This is a genomic window from Paractinoplanes pyxinae (genome assembly GCF_026626335.1).
GTDB classification, from domain to species: Bacteria; Actinomycetota; Actinomycetes; order Mycobacteriales; family Micromonosporaceae; genus Actinoplanes; species Actinoplanes pyxinae.
The window spans coordinates 1-23,111 of record NZ_JAPNTZ010000011.1; the positions used below are offsets into that span (position 1 = coordinate 1).

Below are 23,111 nucleotides of genomic sequence, written 5' to 3' on the forward strand. Positions count from 1 at the left end.
GGTAACCGCGACGGCGTCGGCGAGGGTAACCGCGACGGCGTCGGCGAGGGTAACCGCGACGGCGAGGGCAATCGCGACGGCGAGGGCAATCGCGACGGCGAGGGCAATCGCGACGGCGACGGCGTCTGTGTCGGTGGAGGCCAAGCGGTTCCGCCGAGTGACGGGGTCAGCGAAGTCGGCGGCATCGCGGTCCGGGCCCCCTACCGTCGCCGTGGTTTGGCGGGCGCCGTCACCGCGGCCGTCGCGGCCCGCTTGTTCGCCGGTGGCGCCGAGGTCGCCTGGCTCGAAGCCTCCGGCAACGAGTCGTGGCGGGTGTATGAACGCGTCGGCTTCCGCCCGACCGGCAAGCGGCTCTACATAGCGCTGGACTGACCGGCGCGACGGCCCGGGCATTGGCGACGGCCGACGCCCGGGCCTGCTCCGCTACCGCTGGCGTGTCCCAGCTGTCGGAAATGTGCGGTGCCGCGACTCTGGGGCACCCGGAGGATGGCGGCATGACGCTGACGAAAACTGTGCGGGTGGTGGGGCGGCAGCTTGACGCTGAGGTGCGGCCGCCGGGGTCCAAGAGCATCACCAACCGGGCCTTGATCTGTGCCGCCCTGGCGCCGGGGGTCTCCACCCTGCGTGGGGCGCTGTTCGCGGATGACACCAAAGCCATGATGGGTGCGATCCAGGCGCTGGGTGCCGGCGTGGAGGCGAACGAAAGCGAGCAGACCGTCGTGGTGCGAGGCGGCGGCGCGCCGAAGCCAGGGGCGGTCATCGACGCGCGGCAGTCGGGCACCACGTCGCGGTTCGTGTTGCCGGCGGCGGCCCTCTTCGGCACTCGGACCGTCGTGGACGGGACCCCGCAGTTGCGGGCGCGCCCGTTCGGGCCGGTGTTCGACGCTTTGCGGCAGGCGGGCGCCAAGGTCGAGGAACTGGGTGAGCCCGGCTTTCTGCCGGCGGCGGTCAGCGGCCTCATGCGTGGCGGCGCCGTGCACGTCAGTGGGCACGTCTCCAGCCAGTTCCTGTCCGGGCTGTTGATGGCCGGGCCGCTGCTCGGCGACGGGCTCGCCGTGTCGCTGACCTCCGAGCTTGTCTCCGTGCCCTATGTGGAGATGACCAAGGCCGTCATGGCTGCTTTCGGCGTACGCGTGGACGGTCTCGCCGTACCGAAAAGCTCATACCAACCTTGTTCTTACGGCATCGAGCCCGACGCCAGCGCCGCCTCCTACTTCTTCGGGGCGGCGGCCGTCGCCGGTGGGCGGGTGACCGTGCGGGGGCTCGGCACCGGCAGCCTGCAGGGTGATGTGCGGTTCGCCGACGTGTTAGAGCTGATGGGCGCCGCGGTCACCCGCACCGTCGATGCGATCACCGTGACCTCGTCGGGGCGGCTGCGCGGCATCGACGTCGACATGGCCGACATCTCCGACACCGCGCAGACGCTGGCCGCGGTGGCCGTGTTCGCCGATTCGCCGACCCGGGTGCGTGGCATCGGCTTCATCCGGGGCAAGGAGACCGACCGGATCGGCGCGATGGTCACCGAGCTGCGCCGGGCCGGCGTCGACGCGGTCGAGGACGAGGACGGCTTCACGATTCACCCCGGCGAGCCGCGCCCGACCGTCTTCCACACATACGAGGACCACCGCATGGCCATGAGCTTGGCCCTGCTCGGCCTGCGTGTGCCCGGCATCGAGCTCGAGGACCCGGGGTGCGTGGCCAAGACGTACCCGGGCTTCTTCGCCGACCTTGAGTCGCTCGGCTGAACGTGCAACTCTAGGGTTGCACATCATGCGAGCGAGGGAGACGGCATGGACAGGGACCGGATCGAGCGCGACACCTTCGTCAAGGCGCCGGTCGAGCGCGTGTGGGCGGTGATCACCGAGCCGCAGCACGTGGGCGTGTGGTTCGGGCAGGGCGAGCCGGCCGAGATCGACCTGCGGCCCGGCGGCATCATGCGGCTCGACCACGGGCAGTACGGCGTCTTCCCGACCCTGATCGTCGCGGTCGAGCCGCCGCGCTATCTCGCGTACCGGTGGGCCAGCGGCTTCCCGGGCGAGGTGGCCACCGAGAGCAACGCCACGCTGGTCGAGTTCTTCCTGGAGCCGGAGGCCGAGGGCACCCGCCTGCGCGTGGTCGAGACGGGCTTCGCCACGGTGCCGCTGCCGGCCGGGCGCGAGGACACCGCCGGCTACGACAGCCACAACGAGGGCTGGCGCGGCATCGTCGACATCGTTCGCGAGTACGCCGAGAAGTGACCGCCGAGCTGCAGGTGCTCGCCGCGCTGGCCGACCCGACCCGCTGGCAGTTGCTCGACCGGCTGGCGGGCCAGGAAGCGACCGCCACCGTGCTCGCCGCGGATCTGCCCGTCACTCGGCAGGCCGTGGTCAAGCACCTGGGTGTCCTCGAGCGGGCGGGCCTGGTGCGCGCGCACCGGCAGGGCCGCGAGATGCGTTACGTCGTACGGGCCGAACGCCTCGACGAGACGGCCCGCTGGATGGCCGCGGCCGCCCGCCGGTGGGACGACCGCCTCGCCACTATCAGGAAGCTGGCCGAATCAGGCGCGGAGGAGTGAAATTCCGGGGTTTCGGGTCAGGAATCTCTTAGGAGCACAACGGTTGCGACGATCCTCTCGGTGTACGTAGCAGGTCCGGCGCGTCGGGGGGCGTTCGTCATGAAGGTGCTGGTCGGAAATCTGGCGATGGCCGGGGTGGCCGCGGCCGCGATGCTGCACCCGGCGGTGGCCCAGGCCGCCGCCGCGCCGGTGAGCCTGTCGAGTCTGGTGGCGTATGTCCGGAACGGCGACATCTACGTCAGCAAGAACAGCACCGAGAAGCGGCTCACCACCGGCGGCACCCACGCGCGGCCCCGGTGGTCGCCCGACGGCAAGTCGATCGCCTACCTCAAGGGCGGCCTGCTGTGGGTGATGCGGGCCGACGGCAGCGGCCGGCGTCAGCTGTCGACGCGGGCCGCGGCCGGGCCGTCGTGGTCGCCGGACGGCAAGTCGATCGCCTTCGCCTCGCTGTCGTGCTCGGGCGGGCCCGGCGTCTACAAGATCGCCGCGGCCGGGGGCCAGGCCGAGGTGCTGTTCCCGCGCGACTGCCGGGGCGAGGACCTGCCGCCCGAGCCGTCGCCGGTGACCGCCCGCTCGGGGTCGTTGAGCGAGCGCCTGAGCACTGACGACGCCGTCGCCTGGTCGCCCGACGGCACCAAGGTGGCGTTCCGGGGCGGCGACTGCGAGTCGGTCTACGACGCCTGCCTGAGCGTGGGCACCGTGGCCACCGGCGGCGAGCAGACGATCGCGGCGTACGGCGGCGGCAGCCTGCAGAACAAGGGCTTCGCCGTCGTGCCGAGCTGGCGGTCCGACGGCGCCAAGCTGGCCTGGACGGCGTACGAGAAGGGCGAGACCAAGGCGACCGACCAGCCCGTCCACCTGGTCGAGTACGACACGAAGACCCGGGCCAAGCGGACCGTCGGGGGAGCGCTCGACCGCGAGATGGCCTATCTCGACGCCAAGCGGGCCATGGTCACCGGCCAGTACGGCAAGGGCTCGTGGGTGATGATCGTCGGCCTGGCCGGCGGCGCCCGCACCCCGTTCCACGAGGGCTCGCAGCCCAGCGTCCAGCCGGTGCGATGAAATGAAGTAGAAAGGCAGCGTGACCCACCCGCCGATCCGCACCTTCCACCCGCGCCGGGGCCGCATGAGCGCCCGCCACTCCGACGCGCACGCCGCCCTCTGGCCCAGCGTCGGCCTGACCGTCCGGGACGGCGACCGCACCCCGCTCGACCTGGACGAGCTGTTCGGCCGGGACGCGCCGAAGGTGCTCGAGATCGGCTTCGGCATGGGCGACACCCTGGCGGCCACCGCCGCGGCCGACCCCGCCCGCGACTACCTGGGCATCGAGGTCCATACCCCCGGCATCGGCAACCTGCTGGCCGAAATTCAAGATCAAGAGCTTTCCAACGTACGGGTCGCCCTGGGTGACGCGATGCAGCTGGTGCACCGCCTGCCGCCCGGCCGCCTCGCGGGTGTGCACATCTTCTTCCCCGATCCGTGGCCCAAGGCTCGTCATCACAAGCGGCGCCTCGTCCAACCGGCCAACATCGCTCTGTTGCGCGAGCGTCTGCCCCCGGGCGGCGTCCTGCACTGTGCGACCGACTGGCCGCACTACGCCGAGGCGATGGCCGAGACGCTCGACGCCGACCCCGGCCTCGAGTTTCTCGACAACGACCGGTCCGGCCGTCCCGAGACGAAGTTCGAGCGGCGGGGCGCCGGAGCCGGCCGGCCCATCACGGATCTGCGCTACCGACGAAAGACCCCTTGACGGCAATTAGCACCTTATAGGCTGACGGGGTGGAAGACGCCGGGCTGTCGTCGCGCACCGGGCGCCTCGACGAGGACCTGCTGCACGAGGTCGCCGAGCTGCACCCGGCCTCGCTGGACGGCGGCGGCGCGGACGAGCTGGCCGGTCTGCTCGCGCGGGCCGCCAACGCCCCGGTCGGCGTGATCTACCTCGTGCGCGACGACACCCTCAAGCTGTACGGGGGCTACGGGCTGGCCGACTGGCGGTCGGAGGCCCCGCTCAAGGGCAGCCTGGCCGCCGTCGTCGCCGAGACCGGTGAGCCGCTGGTCATCGACGACCTCTCGGCCGACGACCGGGTGCCGCCCGGCCGCACCGGCGCCTACCTGGGCCATCCCATGCGCGACCGGAACGGCGCCGTGCTGGCCGTGTGCTGCGCCGCCGACGCCGAGCCGCGCACCTGGTCGGCCCAGGAGCAGTCCTCGGTCGCCGAGGCCGCGCTGGTCGGCGCGCTGCTGATCACCGAGCAGCTGTCCCGGTACGAGATCGACCGTCAGCGCCGCTTCCTGGACGCCGTGCTCGACAGCCTGCACGACGGCGTGACCGCCTGCGACGAGCAGGGCCGGATCGTCTTCGTGAACGAGCGGATGCGCCGCATCTGGGCCGACATCGGACCCGCCGGCGAGGACCTGGGTCTGCGCAGCGCGCTGCAGGGTGAGCACCTGCACGACAGCGACATGGTGCTGCCCGGCCTCAACCGCCGCGAGCGGCACTATCTGGTCGACGCCCATCCGATCATCGGCCCGGGCGGGCAGACGGTCGGCGCCGTGCAGGCCGTGCAGGACGTCACCCGGCGCAAGCGGGTCGAGCGATTTCGCACGTGCGAACTGGCCGTCACCACGGCGCTGGCCGAGGCGCCGAGCATCGAGGCGGCCGGTCCGCGCGTGCTCGAGGCCGTGGTCGGCACCCTGGAGTGGGTGCACGCCGAGTTGTGGCTGGTCGAGAAGGCGGCCGGGGTGGTCCGCTCGGTGGCCCGGTGGAGCGCCCCGGGCTGGCAGTCCGACATCGAGGTGCCGGCCGACCTGCCGTTCGGGGTGGGGCTGGCCGGGCGGGCGTGGCAGGTGGGCAAGCCGCTGTGGATCCGCGACGTCGGGCGGCCGCAGAGCCTGATCTCGCCCGAGACCGCCGCCTCGGGGGCCTTGCACACGGCGCTGGCGGTGCCCGTACGGGAAGGATTTGAGACTCTCGGGGTTCTGACCGTCTTCGCCGACACCGTCGAGGACCCCGAGGACGAGCTGCTGGCCCTGATGTCCGGGATCGCCGCGCACATCGGCCAGTTCGTCGAGAAGCACCTGGTGGAAGACCTGCAGCGGCAGCTGGTCCGGAGCAAGAACGAGTACCTGGCGTTGGTCGGGCACGAGCTGCGGACGCCGTTGACTTCGATCAGCGCCTACACCGAGCTGTTGCGCGAGGCCGACGAGGTGAGCCTGATCTCGGACGGGCCACGCCTGATCGCGGTCATCGAGCGCAACGCGAACCAGCTCAAGGACATCATCAACGAGCTGATGGAGCTGTCGGCGCTGGACGGCGGGCACGCCGACGTCCAGCTCACCCCGATGGACCTGGCCGAGGTGGTGCGCGACTCGGTGGCCAAGGCCCGCGACGCGGTGGCGGGCGCGCCCCTGGTCATCGAGGACGACCTGCCCGACCAGCTGGTGCTGCCGGGGGACCGCAAGCGGCTGCGCCAGGTGGTCGACAACCTGATCGGCAACGCGGTCAAGTACAGCCCGGACGGCGGGCACATCGGGATCACGCTCAAGGCGTCGGGCCGGGCGGCCGAGCTGGCCGTCTCGGACACCGGGCTGGGCGTCTCGGTCGACGAGCGGGAGAAGCTGTTCACCGGGCTCTACCGCACCAGCCGGGCCCGCGACTCGGCGATGCCGGGCACCGGGCTGGGCATGACCCTGAGCCGGGCGGTGGTCAGCCGCCACCACGGCAGCATCGAGCTGGTCGACCACGAGGCGAAGGGCACGACCGTGCTCGTCCGGCTGCCCCTGGACGCTCGTTGACCACCTGTTGACAGTTGTGACTCTGGTCACGAGCCGGCTGCCGGGTGAGGATGAGCGACATGACCCGGTGGACTCCTGATCCGACGTTCTACGCCTCCCCGAGCGACGCGGCGGGCGCCCCGGCCGAGAAGCTGGCCTATGTGGCCGCTTTCGACCGCGCGGCCGAGCAGCCCGACGCGATCGCCGTGATCGACACCGACCCCGCCTCCGAGACGTACGGGCGGGTGGTCGGCTGGACCGATCTGCCGCACACCGGCGACGAGCTGCACCACTTCGGCTGGAACGCGTGCAGCAGCGCGCTCTGCCCGACCGCGCCGCACCCGCACGTCGAGCGGCGCTACCTGATCGTGCCCGGCCTGCGGTCGTCGCGCCTCTACGTGATCGACACGAAGGACGACCCGCGGGCGCCCCGCATCGTCAAGGAGATCTCGCCGGAGGAGCTCAAGTCGAAGTCGGGCTACTCGCGGCCGCACACGATCCACTGCGGACCGGACGGCATCTATGTCTCGGCGCTGGGCAACGGCACCGACGGCGGCGGGCCGGGCGGCATCGCCGTGCTCGACCACACCACGTTCGAGGTGCGCGGGCAGTGGGAGGCCGACCGGGGCGACCAGTTCCTCGCGTACGACTTCTGGTGGCACCTGACCCGCGACGTGCTCGTCACCTCGGAGTGGGGCACGCCCGACATGATCGAGGACGGGATCAACCCGGAGCTGCTGCTGGGCCGCAAGTACGGCCACCGGCTGCACTTCTGGGACCTGGCCAAGCGCACGCTGGTGCAGTCGGTCGACCTCGGCGACCAGTACCAGATGACGCTCGAGCTGCGCCCGGCCCACGAGCCGACCAAGGAGTACGGCTTCGTCGGCGTGGTGGTCAGCGTCGAGGACCTGTCCGCCTCGGTCTGGGTGTGGCACCGCGAGGCCGGCGAGTTCAAGGTGACCAAGGTGATCGACATTCCGGCCGAGCCCGCCGCCACCGAGGACCTGCCGCCCGCGCTGCAGCCCTTCGGCGCCGTGCCGCCGCTGGTCACCGACATCGACCTCTCGGTCGACGACAAGTTCCTCTACGTGTCGTGCTGGGGAACCGGCGAGCTCAAGCAGTACGACGTCAGCGACCCGTTCCACCCGGTCGAGGTGGGCTCGGTGCGCCTGGGCGGGATCGTCGGCCGCGTGCCGCACCCGTCTTTCCCGGACGAGCGCCTGGCCGGCGGCCCGCAGATGGTCGAGGTGTCGCGTGACGGCAAGCGGGTCTACGTGACCAATTCGCTGTACGGGTCGTGGGACGACCAGTTCTATCCGGACGGCGTCGGAGCCTGGCTCGCCAAGATCGACGTGGCCGACGGCGGCGGGATCGCCGTCGACCCCCAGTTCTTCCCGCACGGCGACGAGTTCCGCGGCCGCCGCGTGCACCAGACCCGCCTGCAGGGCGGCGACGCCAGCTCCGACTCGTACTGCTTCCCCTCCGCGTGAGCGGGGGACAGCTGCTGGCCCTGGCCGGGCTGGGCGCCTTCCACGGGCTCAACCCGGCCATGGGCTGGCTGTTCGCGGTGGCCCGGGGCATGCAGGAACGCTCCCGCACCGTCCTGCTGAAGTCGCTGCCCCCGATCGCCCTGGGCCACCTGGCCTCGGTGGCGATCGTGGCGGCGGTGGTCTCGGCGACCGAGTCGGTGGTGGCCGGCAATGTCGTCGGGATCGTCGGCGGGCTCGTGCTGGTGGCCTTCGGCCTGTGGCGGCTGCTCTCCGAGCGGCACTTCCGCTGGGCCGGCATGCGGCTGTCGTCCGCGCAGCTGGCCGGGTGGTCGTTCCTGATGTCGTCGGCCCACGGCGCCGGGCTGATGCTGCTGCCCGTGCTGGCCGCGGGCGCGATGGCCGGCCACGCCGATCACGCCATGCCGGGGATGAGCCTGGACGGCACCCCGGTCGCGGCCCTCGAGGGGTTGGCCGCGGCCGGGGTGCACACCCTGGCGATGTTCGCCGTCATGGCCGGGCTGGCCTTCGCCGTCTACGAGTTCGTCGGGGTCAGCATCCTGCGCCGGGCCTGGTTCAACATGGATCGGGTGTGGGCCGGCGTCATGGTCGGGACGGGCGCGCTGACCATCGCACTCTCAGCTAATTAGTAGCCTGGCGGCGCATTCAATCCGGAGCGGCGGGGTATGCGGTCGGCCATGCAGCCGCAGCCTCCGCGCCGCTCCACGCACGCCACGAACAGCCCGCTCAACCGGATCGTCTACGACCGGTGGGGCCAGTACGGCCGTCCGGTGCTGTTGCTGCACGGGCTGCTGTTCGACCGGACCATGTGGTGGCCGGTCGCGGCCGAGCTGGCCACCGAGTGCACGGTGATCGCGCCCGACCTGCCCGGTCACGGCCAGACGCCGCCGCGCTCCGACTACAGCCTCGAGCGGATCGCCGCCGACCTGGCCGGCCTGGTGCACGGGCTGCAGCTGCACCGGGCGCCGATCGTGGTCGGCCACGGCACCGCGGCCTGGCTGGCGGTGGCCTTCGCCGACGCGTACGCCACACACTGCGTCCTCACCCTGGACGAGCCCACCGGGGCTCTGCCGGGCACGGTCGACGGGCTGCTGGGTGCGGCCGGGCTGGCGGCGGTGCCCGAGCACTACCGGCCCTTCGCTGAGCCCCGGCGCGATCCGGCCCTGCTGAAGGCGTACGCGGGCTGGAAAGAGCAACCACCCACCCGCCGCCTGGTCGTCGCCGGAGCCGGAACCGGCCGCCCGGCCCCCGCCCCGGACCGCGCGTTCGGCCACCTCACCGACCCGGAAGGTTTCGCGGCCCGGCTGCGCGCGCTGCTCTAGGGTGGGCCGATGGCCCTGATCCACGTTGACTTCTACGCCGAGTCGCTCGACCTAGCCACGTCCATGACCGTCGTGCTGCCGCAGGAGGGGCCGACGCCGCCGCCCGTGCTCTACCTGCTGCACGGCCTCACCGACGACCACACCGCCTGGACCAGGTACACCTCGATCGAGCGGTACGCCTACGACCACAAGCTGGCCGTGGTGATGCCGCAGGTGCACCGCAGCTTCTACGCCGACGAGGCGCACGGCATGAGGTTCTGGACGTTCCTGTCCGACGAGCTGCCCCGCGTGGTCCAGCGGTTCTTCAACGTCTCGCAGAAGCGCGAGGAGACGTTCGTGGCCGGGCTCTCGATGGGCGGCTACGGCGCCTTCAAGTGGGCGCTGCGTCAGCCCGAGCGGTTCGCCGCCGCGGTCAGCCTCTCGGGCGCGCTCGACGTGGCCTGGCTGCAGAAGAACGACGACCGCCCGCACATCCGCGAGGTGATGGACCGCGTCTTCGCCGACCGGGACACCGCGGGCACCGACGACGACCTGTTCCACCTGCTCGAGCGGGCCGACAAGGCCACCCTGCCACGCCTGATGCTGCGCTGCGGCACCGGCGACCACCTGTTCGAGCAGAACGAGCGTTTCGTGCACGCGTGTGCCCGCGCCGGCCTCCCGCTGGACAGCGAGTTCGAGCCGGGCGGGCACGAGTGGTCCTTCTGGGACAGGCACATCCCGCGCGCCTTGGACTTCATCTCCAAGGGCTAATTACTCGTTCTCGCGGTTCTGCTGTTCGGCCAGGAAGCGCTCGAGCTCGGCGCCGAGCTCTTCCGCGGTCGGCAGCGGCCGGTTGTCGTCGGCCAGCAGGTTGCCCTCGCGGCCGCGCAGGAACGCGTCGTACTGGGCCTCGAGCGAGGTGACCAGGCGGCCGGCCTGCTCGTCGTCGGCGACCTGCTTGTCCACGTCCTCCCGGACGATCTTGGCGGCCTCGCGCAGCTCGCCGGTCGGCAGGGCCAGCCCGGTGGTCGACGAGACCGAGTCGAGCAGCAGCTCGCTGGCCGCGGGGTAGGTCGTCTGGGCCAGGTAGTGCGGCACGTGGGCGGCGAAGCCCATGGCGTCGTGGCCGCTCTCGCCCAGCCGGAACTCGAGCAGATTGCCGACACTGGCCGGAACCTGCACCTTCTGCAGCCACGGCTCACGATCGCCGAGCAGTGACTTGTCGGTGGCGTGGGCGGTGACGCTGACCGGGCGGGTGTGCGGCACGGCCATCGGGATGGCGTTGAGGCCCACCGTCAGGCGCACCCCGAACCGCTCGACCAGGCCGGTCACGGCCGCGATGAAACGCTCCCACTGCAGGTCGGGCTCCGGGCCGGCCAGCAGCAGGAACTCGGTGCCGAGCTGGTCGCGCACGAGGTGCAGGGCCAGGCTGGGCTGCTCGTAGCTGACCCAGTGGTCCTCGTCGAAGATCATCGGAGGGCGGCGGGAGCGGTAGTCGAGCAGCTGGTCGAGGTCGAACGTGGCGACGACCCGGCTGTCGAGACGCTCGAGCAGATTCTCGCGCGCGAGCTGGATGGCGCTGCCGGCGTCGACGAATCCGGTCAGGGCCTGGACCAGCACCGGCTCGCTCGTCTCGGGCAGCTCGTCGGCCAGCTCGTAGAGCTCGTTCGGATCGAGCACGTCGAGGCCTCCTGGGTTCCTGGTACGGGGGTAAACCGTGCGAACAACCGGGCCCGGCGTTTAATTCCGGGCCGGGGACGATCTTGCCAACCGGCTCCCGGCGAGGTGCGAGCGCACCTCGGCCGGCGGCAGCGGGCGGGAGAAGTGGTACCCCTGAGCGAAACGGTAGCCCAGCTCGTAAAGCGTTTCCGCCTGGGCGGCCGTCTCGACCCCCTCGGCGACCGCGCCCAGGTGCAGCCCCTCCGTGATCTGGATCATGGCCGACGCGATCACCGCCTCCTCCGAGGCGCCCCCGATGCCGGCCACGAACGACTTGTCGACCTTCAGCGAGTCGGCCGGCACGGTCCGGAGCAGGCCCAGCGACGAGTGGCCGGTGCCGAAGTCGTCCAGCGCCACCCGGACCCCGAGTGCCTTGATCGCGACCAATGTGTCCAGCGCGACACCACCGTCGAAGACCGCGGTCTCGGTCACCTCGACGACGAACCGGTCCGGGCGTACGCCGAACTCGATCAGCGCGTCGCGGACCTCACCGGCGAAGCCCGGCTCGCGCAGCTGCCGGGCCGAGACGTTGACCCCCAGGTGCCGGGGCGCGTCGTCGCCGAACTCGGCCTCCCAGGCCGCCAGCTGGGCCAGGGCCGTCCGCATGATCCACGAGCCGAGCGGGACGATCAGGCCGGTGCGCTCGGCGACCGGGATGAAGGTGTCCGGGCCGATCTTCGCCTGCGGCCAGCGCACCAGCGTCTCCAGACCGGTCCAGGCGCCGTCCGGCAGCGACGCGATCGGCTGGTAGGCCAGCGTGAACTCGCCGGCGTCGAGGGCCCGGCGCAGGTCGGCGCCCAGCCGCTGGTCGGCCTCGTGCGTGCGTTCGAGCGCGGCGTCGTACACGGCGAACCGGCCCTTGCCGGCGTCCTTGGCCGAGTACATCGCCAGGTCGGCCCGGCGCAGCAGCTCGAAGGCGGTGGCGCCGGGCCACGTCTCGGCCACGCCCACGCTTGCCCGGGCCACCAGTTCGTGACCGGCGGCGCTCAGCGGCAGGTTCATCGCCTCGTCGATGCGGCGCAGCAGGGCGACCGCGTCGGCGCCGGTGAGACCGGGCAGCAGGATGCCGAACTCGTCCCCGCCGAGCCGGGCGGCGACGTCGCCGGCCCGCAGGTTGGCCTGCAGGCGCTCGGTGATGGCGGTGAGGAAGGCGTCGCCGACCGCGTGCCCGAGCCGGTCGTTGATCGTCTTGAAGTCGTCCAGGTCGATCATGGCCAGGCACAGCGGCTGGTCGAGGGCCAGCATCTCCTGCGCCGCCTGCTCGAACAGGGCGCGGTTGGCCAGCCCGGTCAGCCCGTCGTGGGTGGCCCGGTGGGTGAGCTCGGCCTGGTACTCGTTGAGCTGGGTCAACTGCTGGTCGACCCGGCTCAGCAGGCGCCCGTTCTCGCGCAGGGCCCCGATCTGGCGCACGGCGACCAGCGTCGTCAGCGCGGTGGCGGCGATCGCGACGACGAGCACGACCTGGCCCGAGTCGCCACTGACCCACAGCAGCAGGGCGTCGGTGGCGGCCACCGCGGCGTACGGGACCACGCTGAACAACCGGCGCCGGGCCGGCCGAAGCGGCTGACCGGCGGCCCGGCGCTGCCGGTCGGCGGCCAGCGCGACGCAGAGCATGGTGGCCGGGCTGAAGATCTGCGAGACGCTGAGGCCGGGCGGCATATGCACCACCAGCGGGACGAGTCCGCCACCGACCGTGCCCACGACGGCCGCCGCGGCGAACCAGCGCAGCGTGCCCTGCTCGAGGCCGCCCATGCCGGTCATCGCCACCTTGACCAGGGCCAGCGCCACGATCAGGCCCAGCACGGCCAGCATCATCATGGGCACGGTGGTGCGCTGCGCGTCGCCGCTGCTCAGGGCCCGGACCGTGAAGTACCAGGCGAAGACGGTCACGGTGACGCCGATGGTGAGCGCGTCGAGGACGAATCGCGTCGTGGTGCTGCGGTTGCCGCCCAGGGGCAGGCGCAGGAGCGCCCAGATGACGATGATGACGGCGGCCGCGTAGGCGATCGACGTCGGCAGGTCGTGCTGCTGCTGGCTTACCCGCTCGGGGTCGAGCAGGGACTGCCGGGCGTCCCCGATCGAGCCCAGGGCGACCAGCGCCGAGCACCAGGCGATCGAGCGCCACAGCCGGGCGGCGACGCGGTCGAGCCCCGCCGTGCCGGCGGTCTGCCAACATGCGATTGCTGTCACCACCATCATGACAATTCCCGGCAGCCAGCCCCAAGCCGGGCTGAAGCGCGGCTGGGTGGCGTTGACCGCATACAGCACTATGGCGGTGACCTGCATGAGGACGGCTGTGGCGAGAAGCGGGGTCGGGCGCAGCCGAGCCACGGGGCGGTCGATCGTCACGCTACGGAATATCGGCCGGACAGGTCTCTGGTTGAACACAACGATCACGAAGGCTCGCATGCACGTGCATGTGCACGGCACAATGGCAAAGGAACGTTCCCTACCCCCTCGGAGCGATCTGGTGACCGAAGCCGCGAACCTTCCCACTGAGCTCACCGAAACACCCGCGCCTCCGGGCAGTCTCTGGGCGCGGATGAAGGCCGATCCGCAGTACGCGCCGGAACACATGGCGCTCGAGGCGGTCCGCCGCCTGGGCCCCGAGGCCGCCGCCTGGGCCGAGCGCATGCGGGCCGAACACCCCGACCGCACCCCCGATCAGCTGGCCGACCTGGCCATCAAGCGCTTCACCACGCTGGCCCGCATCTCCGGCGCCGTCTCGGGCGCCACCGGCCTGCCCGGCGCGGTGCTCGACGTGGGCGTGCTGGCCTGGAACCAGGCCCGCATGGTGCTGCACATCGCCGCCGCCTACGGCCACGACCCGACGGCGTCCGAACGGGCCACCGAGCTGCTGGTGCTGCAGCGGGTGCACAAGGTGGCCCAGACGGCCCGCCTCGCGCTCGGCGTCGCCGCCGGCCGGGAACGCGCCGTGAAGCTGTTCGCCGGGGCGGCCACCCGTCCCCTGAGCGGTGTGATGGTGCGGCTGGGCATGAAGCTGGCCCAGATGGCCGGCGTGCACGCGGCCAAGCGCATGTTCGCCAAGATGATCCCCGGCGCGTCGATCGTGCTCGGCACCTGGGTCAACTCGGCCGCCACGAAAGACCTGGCGGGCCGCGCGCGTGAGGTCTACCGCCACGCCCGCGCTAAGTTCCCGGCATGGGATTGACGCTGTCGCAGGCCTGGGAACTCAGCCGGGCCGACTCCGGGCTGGCGCTCGTGTCCACGCTGCGCGCCGACCAGACCATCCAGACCTCCCTGGTCAACACCGGGATCGTCACGCGCGACGAGCCGCTTCTGGCCTTCGTCACGTACGGGCCGGTGAAGCTGGCCAATCTGCGGGCCCGGCCGCAGATCACCGTCGGCTTCCGTCAGGGCTGGAAGTGGGCCGCCGTCGAGGGCCGAGCACAACTGGCCGGTCCCGACGACCCGTGGCGGGGCCTCGACGCCGAGGGCCTACGGCTGCTCCTGCGTGAGATCTTCACCGCGGCCGGCGGCAGCCACGACGACTGGGACGAGTACGACCGAGTGATGCGCGAGCAGCGCCGCACGGCCGTCCTGATCACCCCTGAGCGGGTGTACGGCTAAGCCGGTCACCGCTCCGGACGATCGGTTCTGTGTGCGTCGTCGTTGGCTGGGGCTCCTTGTCACGCCGCTGATGCTGGCCGGGTGCGGCAGCGGCGACAAGGCGAGCACGGCCGAGGGTGAGAGCGGCGGCAAGTCGTGGGTCGTGGTCGAGACCGGCAACCCCACCGGGTCGCCCACGCCGAGCCGGTTCACCGGCACGCGCAGCCCCTTCCCCAGCGGTTTCCTGCCGCTGCCGACCAACACGCCCAAGGCCACCGCGACCGGCACCTTCACCTGCCCGCCGGTCAAGGGCAACGTGATCAACGGGGCCGACGTCAAAGCGGGTGCCACCAGTGGCGCTGTGACCTGGTACGACCCCGCCACCACGGACATCGTCGAATACCGGGTCACCGCGATCAGCCAGGACTCGAAGCCGGGCATCCAGCGCGACATCGGCTGGACCGTGGTCACACCCGGAGCCACCTGCGGCTACCGGACGGCCACGGTGACCGGCCTCGACCGCCGGACCCGGTACGTGTTCTCCGTCGACATGGTGACCAAGGGCCTCGAAGGCAGCGACGGCACGGTGGCCAAGACGGTCGCCCGCTCCGGGGTCGTCAAGACGTCCTGAGGCCCGCTTGCGGCGTCCAGCCCGTGGCCCGCGCCCGCGCGATGTCGAGCACCATCCCGTCGGTGACCTGGTCTATCGCGTACGGCGTGATGCCCGCCGCCGAGGCCAGCGCCCGCACCAGCCGGACCGGCAAATGCCGCACCGGAACACCGAGAACGGCCGCCACCGCCGCGTCGCGCGAGTAGGCCGCCGCGTCGGCGATGTTGTATGCGCCCGGCGCCCATGCCACGGCGGCCAGGCAGGCCGACGCCAGGTTGCAGACCGAGGTCAGGCTCAACGGCACGTCCGGCCCCGGCAGCCAGGCCCGGCCGCCGCGCACCACCCGGCGCAACCGGGGAAGCAGATGCGGGTCGCCGTCGCCGTACACCGCGCGCAGCCGCAGAACGACCTTGCCGGCGGCCAGGGCCAGGCGTTCACCGGCGGCTTTCGTCCGCCCGTACGCGGTCCGCTGCCCGTCCGTCGGGTGGTCCTCCGTCACCGGCGCCCGGTACGGGCCGGGCCGATAGACGCTGGCGCTGCTGACCCAGACGACTTGCGTGGTTCCGGCCGCGTCGAGCAGCCGCTGCGTCCCGTCGACGTTGACCGCCGCGAACTCCCGCTCCGAGCCGGAGTCACCGACCGCGGCCGCCAAGTGAAGGACGACATCGGCCTCTGCGAGGTCAGGCGTCCCGGTGCTGGCGTCCCAGAAGACGTGCTCGCCCACCGGCCCGGGCCGCCGTCCCACACAGACAACGTCGTGCCCTTCCTCAGCCGCCAGCCGCGCGACCACCCCACCGCAGAACCCGCCGGCCCCCGTGACCGCGATCCTCACGCCGTGCCCCGGACGACCAGCGACCGCCACCCCGGCAGAGCCGACCGCCGGTCGGCGCGGGCGTGCACAACCGCCGGCCGGTAGGGCGCCAACGCGGCAAGAAGGTCGCCGAGCTGGGCGCGGGCCAGCCCAGCCCCCGGACAGGCGTGCGGCCCGACCCCGAAGACCAATTGAGCCGTACGGGCCGGAGCCGGAGCCACCACGCTGGGATCACGCCGATGCGCCTCAGCGGCGTTCCGCGCCACCAGCAGCAGCCGATCGCCCGCCTTGACCGGGCACCCGCCCACGTTCGCGTCCTCCGCCGCCACCCTCGGCAGCAGCGGAGTCGGAGCGGTGACCCGCAGAAGTTCATCGACGAGCACGGGGTTTTCCGCGTGCTCCCACAGCCCGTCATCGCAGACCCAGGCCGCCGCCCGAGGCAGCGCCGCCACCGTCGTGTTGATGGCTGCCACCGCGAGCATCGCGTTCAGCCCCGCGCCCGCGCGCATGGAAGGTGGTGCGACCAGATCGAGCAGCTCATCCGCGGCCGTGGCCGCCGAGCGTTCGGCCCGCCGCCGTCCGAGCCCCGGCAGATGCGCCCGAGCCGCCGCGGCCGCCGACACCCGAGCCGCATCGGCCAGCCGCACCGGATCGACGTCCAGGTCAAGCAGAGCCGCAGCGGTGGCCCCCGCGATCTCCGCACTCAACGGCACGAGATCAACCCTCCCGCCCGCCCCCAGCACCGGCAGCCGGTCATCCAGCAGCTTGGTCCAGATCGGACGGAGCTTCGCGACCCCCGCCGCCCCCAGCAGCGCCGCGGCGTCCCGCCGAGCATCGCGGTGCTCGACCCCGTGCTGATCGAACAGCGCCCCGGCCCCGGCCAGCTCACCGGCCGCACCCCCGGTGGTACCGGCCGCCGTCCGATCAAGCGGAACCCGAGTCAACGCCGCCCGGAACGCCTCCTGCTCGTGAACCAGCACAGTGCGCCCGATCCGCCGCACAGGCCACCGCCGGGTGACCGCCAGCAGCGCGAACAGCACCGGGTGGCTCCCCAGGTAGACCCGCCGATCCCGCGCACGAGCACCCCGGCTCACCCGCCCGCCCCAGGTAGATCTTGGTTTTTCGCGCGGTCAGCGACCGCCCGCGTGAGGCGGGCGGCCAGGGCCGCGGTGGCGGCGCGGTCGGGTTTGCGGGAACGGCCGGCCAGCGGGATGCGGGCGAGGACGACGGCGTCGGGGCGGGCCGCGCCCATGCGGACCAGGGGATCGCGCAGCGCGGCGTGGATGTCGTGGTCGGCAGCGCCGGGGGTGGGCTGCACGACGGCGACCACGCGTTCGTCGCCGTCGGTGGCGGGGACGCCGACCAGCAGGGCCAGTTCGACGCCGGGGACGTGCAGGGCGGGCTCGTACAGGCCGGGATAGATGTTCTCGGCGTCGCGCAGGATCATGTCTTTGGCCCGGCCGCCCAGCACGATCCGGCGGTCGTCGACGTGGCCGATGTCGCCGGTCGCGACCCACTCGAACGGCGGTGAGCCCAGGTAGCGGTCGGCCGCGGTCGGGCCGGCCAGCAGCACCTCGCCCGAAGTGGACACTCGCGCCTCGACGCCGGGCAGCAACGAGCCGACCAGGTCGCCCGGGCCGTCGTACGCGCTCTTCTCCGAAGATTCGACGGCGGCGGCCGGAAAGACCTCGGTCAGCGCGTAGACACCCCACGCCTCGCGCGCCCCGGCCCGGCGTGCGGCCGCCAGCAGCGAGGCGCTGACCGGGGCCGAACCGCTATAGACGCGTCCGGTGAATCGGCAGCCGTCGGCCAGCGCGGCCCGCAACTGCGGCGGCGTCAGATAGACCGCCTGCGGCCGCAACGTACGCAGTTGCCGCTTCAACCCGCGCCGGGCCGGCAACGCGACCGGCGCCCCGCCGGCCAGGGACGGGAGCAGCACGAAGAACGTCCCGCCCAGCACCGGCTCCCCGGGCACAGGACGCACCAGGTCGCGCACCGCTGCCATCCCGGCCGAGATCGAGGCCCGGGTGTGCACGACCGCGCGCGGCCGGCTGGTCGTGCCGGACGTGAAGACGACCACGGCGTCGCCCTCACCGGCGTACGGGGAAGGACGTTGACCTTGACGGGGTGGCAGACCCGGCGCCGAACCGGGGAGCCGGCGCCCGATGGTTCTGACCGGCGCGATCGTGCTCAGGTCGGGCAGGGCGAGATGCGCGCGACGGGCCAGCGGCGCCGCCCAACCGGCCACGGCCTGAGCCGCCGCGTCGGCCAGCACCAGCCGGGGCGACGCCAGCTCCAGACGGGCCCGCACCACGTCGGGACCGGCCGTCGGGTCGACCACGGCGATGCGCAGACCCAGGTGGTACGCGGCGAGCAGCGTGGCCAGCGAGCGCGGACCCGGGCGTACGGCCAGAGCGACCGTCTCGCCGGCCGTCAGACCTTCTGCGGCTAAAGCCACGGCATAGCCGCGCACCAGACGAGCCAGATCGCCGCGGCTCGTCCCGGGCAGGGCCGGACGGTCGTCGTCCTCATCAAGCGCCGCGATCAATTCGGTGAGCATCAGCGGGGGTCTTCCGTGCGCGTGCCGCTGCCTCTGTCGAGGTACCACTTGGCGGTGCCGATAACGCCGTACGCCTTGATGCGCCGGGTGGAATTGGCGACCACCATCTGTCGGCTGTGGACGATGGCTGGAGTGGTGCGCCGTACGCGGTTGAGGAAGGTGCGATCGGTGGGGGAGGGCCGCCGGGGCATGCCGCCGCACGCCTCGTACAGGGAAGCGGTTATCGCCATGTTGTTGCCGGCGTGCATGCGGTACGGCGCTTGGAATTCGCCGCCGGAATGGGCCGGTCGCAACCGCCCGAAGCTCGCCGCCATCATCACCAGCAGCCGGAAGAACGCGCGCCCGAACGGTCCGTGCTCATCGCGCCGAGCGGTTATCCGGCCACAAGCCAGTCCACCACTTTCCGAAAGGGCGACGCGAGCCGCCGCGACCCAGCCCGGTGACGGCAGGCAATCGGCGTCGGTCCGCGCCAGAAAGGAAGCCCCGGCCGCGATGGCGTGCCGGAAACCAGTGTCGACCGCGCAGCCCACACCCTTCTCGCGCTCGACCAGGATTCGCACCGGAAACGGCCCGCGAAATCGCCGGACCACCTCGACCGTCTCGTCGGTCGAATTGTTGTCGACCACCAGCAGCGTGAAGTCGGTGTCGGTCTGCGCGGCCAGCGCCCGCAGGGTGGCGCCGATGCGGGCCGCCTCGTTGTACGCGGGCACGATCACCCACAGCGAGGCGGTCACGAGAGCTCCCACACCATGGTCATCAGGCTGACCCCGCCGCCCAGCCCGACCATGAGCACCTTGTCACCGGCGTTCAGACCCGGGCGTACGCGTCCCAGTTGGACCCCGATCGAGGCCGACGCCATGTTTCCGAGCTCGCCCACCGTGACTTCGAGCTTGTCCCGCGGCACCCCGGTGACCGCGACGAACCGTTCCAGGTAGGGCAGCGTCACCTGATGCACCAGCACCTTGGCGTAGTCGTCCCAGCCCAAGCCCGTACGGCCGGCGACCCGCTCGATCAGGCCGGCCCCGATCCGCTCGAACACCTCCCGCAGCTGCCGCCCGTCGCCGCTGAAGTAGGTGTGCTCCTCGCTGCGCGGATGCCGCGAGCCGCCGCCGAAGATGCCGCCGACCGCCCAGTGCTCGGAGTGCGTCTCGGTGTCGACGTCGAGGATGCCGCCGCTCGCCACCGGTTCGACCAGCACCGCCGCGCCCGCGTCGCCGAACGTGTAACCCGCGAACGCCGTACGCGCCTCGGCCAGCCCGGTCAACCGGGGCCGCATGGCCCGGGTCGGCGTCTCGCCCGTCACCACCAGCACCTTGCCGGCCCGGCCGCAGAGGATCATCGAGCGGGCCAGGTCTATTCCGTTGAGGAAGCTGTTGCAGGCGTTGGTCACGTCCAGCGCGTGGGCCCGGCTGCCCAGCGCGGCCTGCACCACGTGCGCGGTGGCCGGTTCGGTCATGTCCCGCGTGGCGCTGGCGAACAGCAGCAGGTCGACGTCGAGCGGATCCGTGCCGGTGTCGGCGAGCACCTTGGTCGCGGCGTCGATGGCTAAATCTGAGGCGTACTCGCCGTCGGCCACCACTTGGCGTTGCCGGATTCCCGTCGTCCGCCGGAACAGCCCGGCCGGCACGGGCAGGCCGCCCGCGACCCGCTGCTGCAGGTCGTCGGTCAGCTCTGTCCGGGCCGGCAGGGCGTACGCGACTCCCGTTATGCCGGCGTTCGTGCTCAGGAGCGGCTCGATCCGGCGGGCTCACGCACCAGCGTCTGGTCCTCGTAGCAGTACTGCCAACCGTCGCCCTCCTGCAGCGAGCGGATCAGCGGGTGCCGGCTGTCCTCGTAGTGGGCCGTGGCGTGCTTGTTCTTCGAGTCGTCGCAGCAGGCGACCTGCCCGCAGCTCAGGCACATGCGCAGCTGCACCCACGTGTCGCCGAGGTCGACGCACTCCTGGCACTCGTCCTCGTCGGTCTCGGTGATGTTGATCCGGTCGAGGTGGGTGCAGGCCGTGCTGATCGTCTCTTCCCGCACGTAGCGCCAGCGGTCGTGCAGCAGGCGGTCGGGGATGATCCGGGCCAGGTACTTGGAGTTGGCGGCCAGGATCGGCGCCAGCACGGCCAGGATCAGCACGTAGAGCGCGATGAACGGGCCGACCCGCTCGTCCAGCCCGGCCCCGATGGCCAGTGTGGCCAGGATCAGCGAGAACTCGCCCCGCCCGAGCACGGTGAGGCCCACGTTGGCCGCGCCGCGCTGGTTGAGCCCGAACAGCCGGGCCGTGATCAGGCCGGCCGTGACGTTGGTGACGACCGTGACGCACACCGCGATCAGCACCGGCACGGCGACCGAGCCGATCTCGCCCACGTCGATGCTGGTGCCGAACGCGATGAAGAAGATCGCCGCGAACACGTCACGCAGCGGGATGGCGATGCGTTCCGCCCGTTCGCGGATCGACGTGCGGGCCACCACCAGGCCGATCATCAGGGCGCCGATCGCGTCCGAGACGCCGATGTCGGCCGAGATGCCGGCCACCAGCACGACCAGGCCGATCATGATGATCGCGACCAGTTCGTCCTCGCGGGTGTCGAGCAGCTTGCCGATCCACTTGGCGCCCCAGCGGGCCACCGCGAACAGCACGGCCAGGTAGCCGAAGCTGATGCCGATGCGCAGCAGCAGCTCGCCGGCCGAGTTGGCGCCGGACAGGATCGGGCTCAGCAGGGCCAGGTACAGCGCCAGGAACAGGTCTTCGATGACGATGATGCCGAGGATGACCGGCGTCTCGGCGTTGGCCAGCCGGCGCATCTCGATCAGCAGTTTGGTGGCGATGGCCGAGGACGAGATGCCGACCGCGCCGGCGATCACGAACGCCTCCTTGGCGCCCCAGCCCAGCGCGAAGCCGAGACCGAGGCCGGCGCTGATGTTGATGCCGATATAGGCCCCGGCCGCGATGTACAGCCGCTTGCCGCTGCCCAGCACCTGCTCCACCGGGAATTCCAGGCCGAGGTGGAACAGCAGCACGACCAGCCCGAACAGGGCCAGGATGTCGAGGTCTTCCGGGTGCTCGAAGGCGACCGGGCCGCCCGTGCTGGGGCCGAGCAGGATGCCCGCCAGCATGAAGAACGGCACGGTGGGCAGGCCCATCCGCCGCCCGAAACGGGCGAGCAGGCCGGCCACCAGGATCAGGGCGCCCAGCCCGATGAGATTCGCGTGCACAGGCTCAGTCCACGAAGAAGGTGCCGGCCAGCACGGCGCCCACCTTGCGGGCTTGTTCCTCGGTCAGCTCGATCACCGCGGTCGGCTCGTCGCCGGCCGTGGTGAACACGTAGAGGTGCCGCTTGCCGTCCCGGCCGACGACGATCGATACGCGGTCGCTGCCCGAGTGCAGATCGACGTCGTACCGGGTGCCGAGGCCGGGAAGTTCCTGGATGCGAACGCCTTTGCCCATAGGCGCAGATCCTAGGGCCTGATCAAGGCTCACCCAAGGGCAGCGGCGCGGCTCACAGGCACCTGGGCCAGAACGGACTCGGCCTCGCGGGTCACCCGGCGGGCGTCCTGGTCGCAAGCTTTCCCGTACGTGGCGACGGTGGCCGCGGCGATGCCGGGCCACGCGAAGTCGTCGTGCACCCGGCGCCGGGCCCGCCGGGCCAGTCCGCGGGCGTGCTCCCGGTCCTCCAGCACCGAGCCGACCGCCGCCGCCAGTGCGTCCGGATCGCCGGGGGTGAACTTCACACCGGTGACGCCGTGCTCGACGATCTCGGCCAGGCCACCGGTGTCGGCCACCGCGACCGGCGTTCCGGCCGCCGCCGCCTCCAGCGCCACCATGCCGAACGGCTCGTAGATGCTGGGCACGACATAGCAGTCCGACGCCCCCATCAACGCGGTCAGGTGATGGCCGCCCAGGAAGCCCGCGAAGGTCACGCCGTCGGTGCTCAGGTTCTCGAGTTCCTTCCGGTACGGGCCATCGCCCGCGATGACGACCCGGAGTCCCGGGTGCCGCTCGCGCAGGGCCGGCACGGCGGCCAGCAGGTGCTGCACGCCCTTCTCGTACACGAGCCGGCCGGCGAAGCTGATCAGCGGCCCGTCCGCCCCCGCGTAACGCCGCCGGGCCGCGGCCACCGCCCGGGGCCGCGGGCTCCAGGCCAGCCCGTCGACGCCGTTGGGCACCACGTCGACCCGGGCCGCCGGCACGTCGAACAGCCGCCGCACCTCGTCACTCATGTAGTCCGAGCAGACGATCGTGCGCGTCGCCTCGCCGGCCAGCCAGCGCTCGACGTCGTCGATCGAGCGGTTGTGCGGGTGCGGCAGCCAGCCCTGGTGCCGGCCCGACTCGGTGGCGTGGACCGTCGCCACCAGCGGCACGTCGAGGTGGTCACGAACGGTCATCGCGGCGTGGGCGACCAGCCAGTCGTGGGCGTGGATGACGTCGTAGTCGCCGGTGCGGGCCGCGCGCAGGGCGGTCCGGGTCAGCGTGTGGTTGAACGCCAGCGCCCACGGCAGCATGTCGCCGTCGCGCGCCTCGAACCGGGCCGGGTCGTCGGGCGCGCGCAGGACGCGGACCCCCTCGGCGTACTCCTCGAGCAGGGCGCCCGGCGCGTGCCGGGTCACCACGGTGACGTCGTGGCCGGCCGCCGCCAGCGTCGTGGCCAGGGCGTGCACGTGCCGGCCGAGGCCGCCCACCAGCAGCGGCGGGTACTCCCAGGACAGCATGAGGATGCG

The 23,111-nt window shown here is 72.0% G+C and carries 24 protein-coding genes; 14 read left to right on the top strand and 10 right to left on the bottom strand.

Features of this window, described 5'->3' with window-relative positions:
* From OWR29_RS29230 to OWR29_RS29280, 11 genes are all read left to right on the top strand, one after another.
* The coding region (locus OWR29_RS29230; protein ID WP_267566502.1) for a GNAT family N-acetyltransferase at nt 1–372 on the top strand (372 nt) is incomplete at its 5' end.
* 122 nt (nt 373–494) lie between these two features.
* Nucleotides 495–1,745: a 3-phosphoshikimate 1-carboxyvinyltransferase gene (gene aroA, locus OWR29_RS29235; RefSeq protein WP_267566504.1), complete on the top strand. Its 1,251-nt coding sequence runs from the start codon at nt 495–497 to the stop codon at nt 1,743–1,745.
* Between the two features lie 45 nt (nt 1,746–1,790).
* A complete protein-coding gene (locus tag OWR29_RS29240) occupies nt 1,791–2,237 on the top strand; it encodes an SRPBCC family protein (RefSeq protein WP_267566506.1) in 447 nt (148 codons plus the stop codon).
* Nucleotides 2,234–2,554 carry an ArsR/SmtB family transcription factor gene (locus tag OWR29_RS29245; protein ID WP_267566507.1) on the top strand — a complete coding sequence of 107 codons (321 nt, stop codon included), beginning with the start codon at nt 2,234–2,236 and terminating at the stop codon, nt 2,552–2,554. The genes OWR29_RS29240 and OWR29_RS29245 overlap by 4 nt, the downstream gene beginning before the upstream one ends.
* A gap of 99 nt (nt 2,555–2,653) precedes the next feature.
* Complete coding sequence (locus tag OWR29_RS29250; RefSeq protein WP_267566508.1) at nt 2,654–3,616, top strand: TolB family protein; 963 nt, start codon at nt 2,654–2,656, stop codon at nt 3,614–3,616.
* A 64-nt stretch (nt 3,617–3,680) separates the two neighbouring features.
* Nucleotides 3,681–4,304 carry a tRNA (guanosine(46)-N7)-methyltransferase TrmB gene (gene trmB / locus OWR29_RS29255; RefSeq protein ID WP_267566889.1) on the top strand — a complete coding sequence of 208 codons (624 nt, stop codon included), beginning with the start codon at nt 3,681–3,683 and terminating at the stop codon, nt 4,302–4,304.
* Between the two features lie 29 nt (nt 4,305–4,333).
* On the top strand, nt 4,334–6,349 hold the full coding sequence (locus tag OWR29_RS29260) for a sensor histidine kinase (protein ID WP_267566509.1): 2,016 nt from the start codon (nt 4,334–4,336) through the stop codon (nt 6,347–6,349).
* Nucleotides 6,350–6,408: 59 nt separating this feature from the next.
* A complete protein-coding gene (locus OWR29_RS29265) occupies nt 6,409–7,818 on the top strand; it encodes a selenium-binding protein SBP56-related protein (RefSeq protein WP_267566510.1) in 1,410 nt (469 codons plus the stop codon).
* Nucleotides 7,815–8,465 carry a hypothetical protein gene (locus OWR29_RS29270; RefSeq protein ID WP_267566511.1) on the top strand — a complete coding sequence of 217 codons (651 nt, stop codon included), beginning with the start codon at nt 7,815–7,817 and terminating at the stop codon, nt 8,463–8,465. The genes OWR29_RS29265 and OWR29_RS29270 overlap by 4 nt, the downstream gene beginning before the upstream one ends.
* A 48-nt stretch (nt 8,466–8,513) precedes the next feature.
* Nucleotides 8,514–9,158, top strand: coding sequence for an alpha/beta fold hydrolase (locus OWR29_RS29275; RefSeq protein WP_267566512.1), 645 nt, complete (start codon nt 8,514–8,516; stop codon nt 9,156–9,158).
* 9 nt (nt 9,159–9,167) lie between these two features.
* Complete coding sequence (locus tag OWR29_RS29280) at nt 9,168–9,908, top strand: alpha/beta hydrolase (protein WP_267566514.1); 741 nt, start codon at nt 9,168–9,170, stop codon at nt 9,906–9,908.
* Here OWR29_RS29280 and OWR29_RS29285 read toward each other — a convergent pair whose 3' ends face one another.
* Both OWR29_RS29285 and OWR29_RS29290 read right to left on the bottom strand, forming a co-directional pair.
* On the bottom strand, nt 9,909–10,817 hold the full coding sequence (locus OWR29_RS29285; protein ID WP_267566515.1) for a proteasome assembly chaperone family protein: 909 nt from the start codon (nt 10,815–10,817) through the stop codon (nt 9,909–9,911).
* A 60-nt stretch (nt 10,818–10,877) separates the two neighbouring features.
* Complete coding sequence (locus OWR29_RS29290; protein ID WP_267566516.1) at nt 10,878–13,205, bottom strand: putative bifunctional diguanylate cyclase/phosphodiesterase; 2,328 nt, start codon at nt 13,203–13,205, stop codon at nt 10,878–10,880.
* Nucleotides 13,206–13,287: 82 nt separating this feature from the next.
* Here OWR29_RS29290 and OWR29_RS29295 point away from each other — a divergent pair, with 82 nt between their 5' ends.
* From OWR29_RS29295 to OWR29_RS29305, 3 genes are read left to right on the top strand one after another with little or no spacing between them, the layout of a single operon-like run.
* On the top strand, nt 13,288–14,028 hold the full coding sequence (locus OWR29_RS29295; RefSeq protein WP_438872669.1) for an EcsC family protein: 741 nt from the start codon (nt 13,288–13,290) through the stop codon (nt 14,026–14,028).
* On the top strand, nt 14,019–14,447 hold the full coding sequence (locus OWR29_RS29300) for a TIGR03618 family F420-dependent PPOX class oxidoreductase (RefSeq protein ID WP_267566518.1): 429 nt from the start codon (nt 14,019–14,021) through the stop codon (nt 14,445–14,447). Before OWR29_RS29295 ends, OWR29_RS29300 begins: the two co-directional genes overlap by 10 nt.
* A gap of 31 nt (nt 14,448–14,478) precedes the next feature.
* A complete protein-coding gene (locus OWR29_RS29305) occupies nt 14,479–15,057 on the top strand; it encodes a fibronectin type III domain-containing protein (protein WP_267566519.1) in 579 nt (192 codons plus the stop codon).
* On the opposite strand, the gene OWR29_RS29310 is transcribed toward OWR29_RS29305, so the two are convergent.
* The 8 genes from OWR29_RS29310 to OWR29_RS29345 form a co-directional block, all read right to left on the bottom strand.
* On the bottom strand, nt 15,044–15,868 hold the full coding sequence (locus tag OWR29_RS29310) for an NAD-dependent epimerase/dehydratase family protein (RefSeq protein ID WP_267566520.1): 825 nt from the start codon (nt 15,866–15,868) through the stop codon (nt 15,044–15,046). The genes OWR29_RS29305 and OWR29_RS29310 overlap by 14 nt on opposite strands.
* Nucleotides 15,865–16,887 (bottom strand): cytochrome P450, encoded by a 1,023-nt coding sequence (locus tag OWR29_RS29315; protein WP_267566521.1) that lies wholly within the window; start codon nt 16,885–16,887, stop codon nt 15,865–15,867. Before OWR29_RS29315 ends, OWR29_RS29310 begins: the two co-directional genes overlap by 4 nt.
* Before the next feature lie 50 nt (nt 16,888–16,937).
* Nucleotides 16,938–18,407, bottom strand: coding sequence for an AMP-binding protein (locus tag OWR29_RS29320; protein ID WP_267566522.1), 1,470 nt, complete (start codon nt 18,405–18,407; stop codon nt 16,938–16,940).
* On the bottom strand, nt 18,407–19,141 hold the full coding sequence (locus OWR29_RS29325) for a glycosyltransferase family A protein (RefSeq protein WP_267566523.1): 735 nt from the start codon (nt 19,139–19,141) through the stop codon (nt 18,407–18,409). Before OWR29_RS29325 ends, OWR29_RS29320 begins: the two co-directional genes overlap by 1 nt.
* Nucleotides 19,138–20,034, bottom strand: coding sequence for a 3-oxoacyl-ACP synthase III family protein (locus OWR29_RS29330; protein WP_267566524.1), 897 nt, complete (start codon nt 20,032–20,034; stop codon nt 19,138–19,140). Before OWR29_RS29330 ends, OWR29_RS29325 begins: the two co-directional genes overlap by 4 nt.
* Before the next feature lie 95 nt (nt 20,035–20,129).
* Entirely contained in the window at nt 20,130–21,608 is a 1,479-nt protein-coding gene (locus tag OWR29_RS29335) for a cation:proton antiporter domain-containing protein (RefSeq protein ID WP_267566525.1), read from the bottom strand.
* Between the two features lie 4 nt (nt 21,609–21,612).
* Entirely contained in the window at nt 21,613–21,840 is a 228-nt protein-coding gene (locus OWR29_RS29340; protein ID WP_267566526.1) for a cation:proton antiporter regulatory subunit, read from the bottom strand.
* A 29-nt stretch (nt 21,841–21,869) separates the two neighbouring features.
* Nucleotides 21,870–23,102 (bottom strand): glycosyltransferase family 4 protein, encoded by a 1,233-nt coding sequence (locus OWR29_RS29345; protein WP_267566890.1) that lies wholly within the window; start codon nt 23,100–23,102, stop codon nt 21,870–21,872.
* Nucleotides 23,103–23,111: the final 9 nt, after the last annotated feature.